Genomic DNA, 4640 nt, shown 5'->3' on the forward strand with positions numbered 1-4640 from the left:
CACCTCCTCCGCCGCCCGGTGCAGGTAGGCGCTGGCGAGTTCGAGGCAGGTCCGCACCCTGGCTATCCGCTCGGCGACCAGGGGCGAGGTCACGTCCACCGACCTCGGCCGCCTGGGGGAGCGCACCGCGCCGAGGAAGTCGGACAGCGCGGCGCGGGCGGCGCCGAGCCACGTGGCGGCCCAACCGAGGTGCCCCACCGGGATGAGGCTGCGCAGGGCGATCTCCGACCAGCCACCGTCCGCGACCAGCACTCGGTCCGCGCGCAACTCGCCCCTCAGGCGCAGCGGCACGCTGTCGGTGCCGCGCATGCCCAGGGTGTCCCAGTCCCCGTCGACCTCGACGTCCAGCTCGTGCCGATAGGCGAACACGGCGCGCACGTCGCGTTCCAGGGCGGTCTCGTCCGCGCGCATGGTGATCAGGAATCCGTCGGCGTGCCGCCCGCCGGTGACCACGGGTGCGTACCGGTCGAGCACGAGCACGCCTTCCCGCTCGCGCAGCGGAGCGCGCGAGGTCAGCAGGTGGCCCCCCTTGTCCTCCTCGGTGGTGACCGAGGCCAGGTACAGCTCCCCCGCGGCGAGCCGAGGCAGGAGTTCGGACGCGAGCCGCTGCGGGGCGTAGTGGGCGATCGCGTCGACCTGCTGGCAGTGCATGGCCCACGCCAGCGCGGAGGACGTGCACCCCGCGGCGAGCCGTTCGGCGACGTCGACCAGGTCGAGGACCGTCCCCCCGAGGCCCCCGTGCTCCTCGGGGACCATGAGGCCCATGAGCCCGGTGGCGCGCAACGCGGCGAGCGCCTCGGTCGGGAAGCGGGGTTCGGCGTCGACCTCGGCGGCGTGGCGGGCCAGCAGCGGGACCACTTCCTCCGCCGCGGCCAGGAACCGGGAAGTCCCGGAGGAGTGCCTCACCTGTTCTCCTGCGCGCTCAGCTCCGCCACGACCTGCCACAGCGCACCGGGAGTGGCGAACATCTCCGCGGTGAGCAACTCGTCGGGCACGCTCACGCCGAAGACGTCCTCGACCTCGATCAGCAGCCTGATGGTCTCCATCGAGTCGAGCCCCAGCGCGGTCATGCTCGCGTCCGGCCGGAGCTCCACGCCCGCCGCCAGCAGCGGCAGGTACCGGCGCAGCAGCTGCTCGTAGCTGTCATTCCACTGCGGTGACACGGGTGTCCTCCTCGACGGTGGTGCGGTGCAGCAGGACGCGGGTGGCGCTGACGACCCGGTCGCCGTGCAGGGCGACCTCCACGGGCGGCCGGTGCCCGAGGAAACCGAGCAGGCCGGTGGTCAGGCCGTAGGCCCCGACGTTGGGGAGCGCCACGAGCCCGCCCGGCTCCGCACCGGTCAGCGCCACATCGCGACCGAGCACGTCGGCCGGGGTGCAGAGCGGTCCGACGAGGTCGACCAGGAGCGCTTCACCGTCGCCGAGGAGCGGTTGCGACCGAGCTGCGAGCACGCGCCCGGTGGCCGCCCGGCCCCCGAGGTGGTGCACACCGGTGTCCAGCACCACGAACGTGCGGCCGAAGGACTCCTTGACGTCCAGGACCCTGCACAGGAGCGTGCCGCTCCGCGCGGTGAGGTACCGCCCCGATTCGAACAGCACCTCGGGACCGCCGTCCCGCCAGCCGGGCAGGCTCGCGTCGAGCAGTTCTTCCAGGCGCGGGGCGAGTTCCGGGTAGGTGGGCGCGGCGCCCGGCGCGGCGAAGGGCGCGGCGAACCCGCCGCCGAGGTCCAGGAAGCGCAGGTCGATCGAGTCCCTGAGCCGTGCTCCGGCATCGATGCCTGCCCCCATCGCGGCGAGCAGGGACTCCTCGTCCGGCGCGTTGGTGGCGGAGAAGACGTGCACGCCGACGACTTCGACGTGGCGGAGTTCCGACAACGAGCGCTCGACCAGAGCGAGGCCGGCAGGATCCAGGCCGAACTGCGACGGCTTGCCCGTCATGCGCAGCCCGCCGCGCACGGGTGTCGGCAGGTTGAGGCGCAGCAGCGCCCGAGGGGAGCGCCCGGTCGCGGCTTCCGAGCGCTCAAGCTGGCGCAGCTGGTGCGGGGACTCGACCGAGTGCAGGCCGACACCCGCCACCAGCGCGGCCTCCGTCTCGGCGTCGCTCCGCCCAGGGCCGGTGAGCAGGCAGTCGGCCGCGACGAACCCCGCGTCGAGAGCGGTGCGCAGGTCGCCGGTCGAGCTCACCTCGGCGCGACAGCCCGCGACGCGCGCTGCGGCCACGACGTCCGGGTGCGGGTTGGCCTTCAGCGAGAAGCACAGGGAGGACGGCTGCGGGAGCTGCCCCACCAGTTCCGCCGCGGCCCGTTCGACGTCGTCCAACCGGTAGACGTAGGCGGGCGTGCCGTACCTGTCGGCGATGTCCTGGAGAGAGGTCACGACACCGCTCCGGGCATCCGCCCGCACCGCGTGCGGGCGCGCTTGCGCTGATCTTGCTCCACGATGCTCCCCAGGTGTTCGGCACTGCCCCGCGCAATCGGGTGGTGGTGTTCCCCCACCGCCACCGGGGTGATCACAACGCCATCGCCTCGAACGGACGAGATCCCACGCAGTCCTCCCCGGTGGTGGCGCCGTCACGGCCGAGTCGAAATCCGGACGACTTCCTGCGGTACATGCGAGTCGACTCGCCGAGACCGGGACGCTATCAGGGAAGAAGGTCACCGGGAAGGCGGCGACAGCAGGCCGAACCCAGTTCCCGGCAGCGGGCTACGGCTTTCCGAGGGGGCGTCAGCAGGACCTGTAATGACACTCGTTCCCGAACGCGGCAAGGCTGCGGTAAAACGAACCCGATGGGCGAGGCGAAGCCTGAAAAGCTTGTGCAGATTGGAAAAACAGATGGGTTTCCAAGTGGGTCCGTTGGCGGGACACGTGACATGGAATTCGTGCCGTCACCAGGGGGTGACACCTCGGTGGGGCGGGCCGCGCCGCAGCGCCCCGAACAGGGGACTCCGGAAGTGTGCACCGGGAACCTGTGGAGCTCGGCTCGGCTGGAAAACCCCGAGGAATGCCGACCCCGATGACGGGTACACGGCAATCCCAGTTTTCTTGGAACAACTGTGCGGTGTCCGATTCATTCCGAATGTTCCCCATCCGCCGTGCCACTCCTGTCCGTTCGGATCCGGTGCGAAAAAATCGTTTTGAACACGAGTCTGAGGTTTTCGAAAAATTTCACCGGGAGCTGGCCAAGGCTGTGCGGCCGAGGTGCGTCCCGCACCGGAACCGCAGCGTCCGGCGTTCGGGCGCTTCGGCGTTCAGGCCGAAAAACGTCACTGTGGTTGCGAACTCAGTGGCCGCCTGTTATACGGGGCCGGAGGGGTCACCAGTCGGAACGGAAGTGGCGCAGCGCGCAGCCGTGCGAAAACACCCGGACAACAGCGGTCAGCGTTAATCGCGCTTCGGCGGGCGCGGTCGTCATCCGCACCACGAACGCGCCCACCGCCGCCCGAACACCAGCGCGAACCCGGCGAACAGGCTGATCAGGCTGGTGAGGTGACCGTTCTGGGACACCGCGACCAGCGCGCCGAACGAGGCGGCGATCGACAGCAGGAAGCCCAGGGCCGCCTTGAGCGGCACCAAAACGCTGCGGAGGAACAGTGTTATCAGCATGAGCACTAGCCCTCACCACCACCGCCAGCACGGCACGAGGGCGTCGGCGAGCCGCTCCGAGACGTCGCTGTCGAGCGCAGTGGAACCGGTGGCGGACAGCCGCGCGCCGTCGAGGTCGGGCAGGTCGCGGATGGCGTGCGGGAGGTCCTCAGCGGCCTCGCTGGTTGGCGCGCCGAGCGGGACGACGGTGAGCGTGCGGCGTCCCCGGCCTCGTCGGCCACCGCCGGGGTGGCACTGGCACGAGCCGCGACCGCGGTTGTGGACGGGCTTCCCAGGGCCGGAGGCGCGCGGGTGACGCGGGTCGAGGTCCGGGAGACCCGTTCGAACACCACCGTGTGCGAACCGGTGTGGTCCTGATGGAGTTGGCGGTCAACGAGCTGTTCGGCCCGACCTTCCAGGGGGAGGGCATCAGCCAGGGGCGGGTGGCGAACTTCCTGCGCCTGCATGGCTGCCACCTGACCTGCGCGTGGTGCGACACCCCGCAGACCTGGGACCGCGACCGGCACCCGCCGCACCAAGAGCGTCGTCTACTTGACACGGCCGAGGTCCCCTTTCCTGGTTGGCCCGGCAACCGGCTGATCTGCTGGTGGTCACCGGCGGTGTCGAGGTGGAGACCTCCGGCGCCATCGCCCCCACCGCAGCCCTGGTGGACGCGGTCACCCGCTTCACCGTCTCGGCCAAGCTGGGAAACGCGAAGATGCCGGTGCACCGCCGTATCCGCCCGGCGGCGCTGCGCGCGTTGGCGATGACGGACAAGGCGTCGTGGAAGTTCGTCGTCCAGCACCCAGGCGACCTGGACGGGGCGGCGGAGCTGGTGGAGACCTACCCGGTTGGGGCCGGTGTGGCTCATGCCGGAAGGCGCGGACCCGGCGGTGCTGCTGGAGCGGACGCGGGAGCTGGCCGCCCCGGTGCTCGCGCGCGGTTGGAACCCGACCTCCCGGCTGCACGTCCTGCTGTGGGGCGATGTCCGTGCCGCTGAGCGTGGTCAGCCGAGCAGCAGGTCGCGGTCGCGCCAGGCCATGCGCAGCAGGCTCAAC

At 71.1% G+C, this 4640-nt stretch carries 4 protein-coding genes and 1 pseudogene; 1 reads left to right on the top strand and 4 read right to left on the bottom strand.

The window, feature by feature from the left end; all coding sequences use genetic code 11:
* The 4 genes from ACTUAL_RS08830 to ACTUAL_RS08845 all read right to left on the bottom strand — a co-directional run.
* Positions 1-906, bottom strand: a 906-nt coding sequence (locus ACTUAL_RS08830; protein ID WP_440899907.1) for an acyl-CoA dehydrogenase family protein, incomplete at its 3' end; no start/stop codon positions are given.
* Positions 903-1163 (bottom strand): phosphopantetheine-binding protein, encoded by a 261-nt coding sequence (locus tag ACTUAL_RS08835; protein WP_177154314.1) that lies wholly within the window; start codon positions 1161-1163, stop codon positions 903-905. The genes ACTUAL_RS08830 and ACTUAL_RS08835, both read right to left, overlap by 4 nt.
* Positions 1144-2376: a type III PLP-dependent enzyme gene (locus ACTUAL_RS08840; RefSeq protein ID WP_440899908.1), complete on the bottom strand. Its 1233-nt coding sequence runs from the start codon at positions 2374-2376 to the stop codon at positions 1144-1146. The genes ACTUAL_RS08835 and ACTUAL_RS08840 overlap by 20 nt, the downstream gene beginning before the upstream one ends.
* A 1032-nt stretch (positions 2377-3408) precedes the next feature.
* Positions 3409-3603 (bottom strand): hypothetical protein, encoded by a 195-nt coding sequence (locus ACTUAL_RS08845; RefSeq protein ID WP_440899909.1) that lies wholly within the window; start codon positions 3601-3603, stop codon positions 3409-3411.
* 848 nt (positions 3604-4451) lie between these two features.
* Here ACTUAL_RS08845 and ACTUAL_RS08850 point away from each other — a divergent pair.
* Positions 4452-4640, top strand: a pseudogene (locus ACTUAL_RS08850) (hypothetical protein); the annotation flags it as partial.

The organism is Actinosynnema sp., from assembly GCF_052038725.1.

Excerpts from the sequence above, each read along its gene's own strand:
- ACTUAL_RS08845 (WP_440899909.1), bottom strand. The coding sequence starts at position 3,603 with ATGCTGATAACACTGTTCCTCCGCAGCGTTTTGGTGCCGCTCAAGGCG.